Source organism: Aquimarina sp. TRL1 (assembly GCF_013365535.1).
GTDB classification, from domain to species: Bacteria; Bacteroidota; Bacteroidia; order Flavobacteriales; family Flavobacteriaceae; genus Aquimarina; species Aquimarina hainanensis.
This window is the reverse complement of sequence record NZ_CP053590.1, coordinates 35001-37500: the sequence shown is the minus strand read 5'-3', so window position 1 is coordinate 37500 and position 2500 is coordinate 35001. Positions and strand designations below refer to the sequence as shown.

Annotated in this window: 2 tRNA genes and 2 rRNA genes (1 of these 4 running past the window's edge); all 4 read left to right on the top strand. The window is 44.0% G+C overall.

Annotation, left to right across the window (positions count from 1 at the left end):
* Positions 1-231: 231 nt before the first annotated feature.
* Positions 232-1757 (top strand): 16S ribosomal RNA (locus HN014_RS00170).
* 69 nt (positions 1758-1826) lie between these two features.
* Positions 1827-1900 (top strand) — tRNA-Ile (locus HN014_RS00165).
* A 91-nt stretch (positions 1901-1991) separates the two neighbouring features.
* Positions 1992-2065: transfer RNA gene (locus HN014_RS00160), tRNA-Ala, on the top strand.
* Positions 2066-2230: 165 nt separating this feature from the next.
* Positions 2231-2500: ribosomal RNA gene (locus HN014_RS00155) — 23S ribosomal RNA — on the top strand; it runs 2552 nt beyond the window's last position.
* The 16S and 23S rRNA genes sit together here with 2 tRNA genes alongside, the layout of an rRNA operon.

The window sequence follows — 2500 nt, the reverse complement described above, 5'->3', positions numbered from 1 at the left end:
GAGTTCATAAAAATAGTTATACTGGAGTAAAGTATTGATGATACTTAATAAGGTTCGATTCCTATTTAACATACGAAAAGACGGTTTAATTTTTGGATTAGACTTACGTTCATAAACATATTGATTGACAGCGCGTATATAGAAATATATAAGCATTAGAATTAAGACTAGAAACATCATTGAGAAGACAAAATTCCATAGTTGTTGAATCTAAATAATATTTAAGAATTCACGATGAAGAGTTTGATCCTGGCTCAGGATGAACGCTAGCGGCAGGCTTAACACATGCAAGTCGAGGGGTAACAGGAGATTGCTTGCAATCTTGCTGACGACCGGCGCACGGGTGCGTAACGCGTATAGAACCTACCTTTAAGTAAGGGATAGCCCAGAGAAATTTGGATTAATACCTTATAGTATTATTTGATTGCATAATTAAATAATTAAAGATTTATCGCTTAGAGATGGCTATGCGTTCTATTAGCTAGTTGGTATGGTAACGGCATACCAAGGCTACGATAGATAGGGGTCCTGAGAGGGAGATCCCCCACACTGGTACTGAGACACGGACCAGACTCCTACGGGAGGCAGCAGTGAGGAATATTGGACAATGGAGGCAACTCTGATCCAGCCATGCCGCGTGTAGGAAGACTGCCCTATGGGTTGTAAACTACTTTTATAGAGGAAGAAACCGCAATACGTGTATTGCTCTGACGGTACTCTACGAATAAGGATCGGCTAACTCCGTGCCAGCAGCCGCGGTAATACGGAGGATCCAAGCGTTATCCGGAATCATTGGGTTTAAAGGGTCCGTAGGCGGGCGTATAAGTCAGTGGTGAAAGTTTGCGGCTCAACCGTAAAATTGCCATTGATACTGTATGTCTTGAATAATTGTGAAGTGGTTAGAATATGTAGTGTAGCGGTGAAATGCATAGATATTACATAGAATACCGATTGCGAAGGCAGATCACTAACAATTTATTGACGCTGATGGACGAAAGCGTGGGTAGCGAACAGGATTAGATACCCTGGTAGTCCACGCCGTAAACGATGGTCACTAGCTGTTTGGTTTTCGGACTGAGTGGCTAAGCGAAAGTGATAAGTGACCCACCTGGGGAGTACGTTCGCAAGAATGAAACTCAAAGGAATTGACGGGGGCCCGCACAAGCGGTGGAGCATGTGGTTTAATTCGATGATACGCGAGGAACCTTACCAGGGCTTAAATGTAAGTTGCATGATTTAGAGATAGATCTTTCTTCGGACTACTTACAAGGTGCTGCATGGTTGTCGTCAGCTCGTGCCGTGAGGTGTCAGGTTAAGTCCTATAACGAGCGCAACCCCTGTTGTTAGTTGCTAGCAGGTTAAGCTGAGAACTCTAACAAGACTGCCGGTGCAAACCGTGAGGAAGGTGGGGATGACGTCAAATCATCACGGCCCTTACGTCCTGGGCTACACACGTGCTACAATGGTATATACAGAGAGCAGCCACTTGGTGACAAGGCGCGAATCTATAAAGTATATCACAGTTCGGATCGGAGTCTGCAACTCGACTCCGTGAAGCTGGAATCGCTAGTAATCGCATATCAGCCATGATGCGGTGAATACGTTCCCGGGCCTTGTACACACCGCCCGTCAAGCCATGGAAGCTGGGGGTACCTGAAGTCCGTCACCGCAAGGAGCGGCCTAGGGTAAAACTAGTAACTGGGGCTAAGTCGTAACAAGGTAGCCGTACCGGAAGGTGCGGCTGGAACACCTCCTTTCTAGAGATTACGATACAATTATGGTTATTCTTATTTGTTTTTAGTCTTAAGCTGTTAATTAAGATATGCAGTCTCATAGCTCAGCTGGTTAGAGCGCTACACTGATAATGTAGAGGTCGGCAGTTCGAGTCTGCCTGAGACTACGAAGTTCATATTTATAGATACTGGAAATTTTAGAAGTTGAGTTTAGCTACTTCATTTTGTAGGAGTTTTTAAGACGCTTCTTGGATATATGGGGGATTAGCTCAGCTGGCTAGAGCGCCTGCCTTGCACGCAGGAGGTCATCGGTTCGACTCCGATATTCTCCACAAGGTAGTATATTTATTATACTACAAGAATAGATATTGATTTTTAAAATTAATTATCTGTTTTATAACGTTCATTGACATATTGATCAAAATAATACGAGCGCACAAAAAAAGTGTGTTAAAAAAAATATAGTAAATAAAAACTAAAGAGCATAAAAGCAAAACGCATAAGCTAATTAAGGGCGTATGGGGAATGCCTAGGCTCTCAGAGGCGAAGAAGGACGTGATAAGCTGCGAAAAGCTACGGGGACTGGCACATACAGATTGATCCGTAGATATCCGAATGGGGCAACCCGGTATATTGAAGATATATCACTCCGTAAGGAGGGCAAACCCGGAGAACTGAAACATCTAAGTACCCGGAGGAGAAGAAAACAACAGTGATTCCGCTAGTAGTGGCGAGCGAACGCGGAGCAGCCCAAACCTATATAGCTA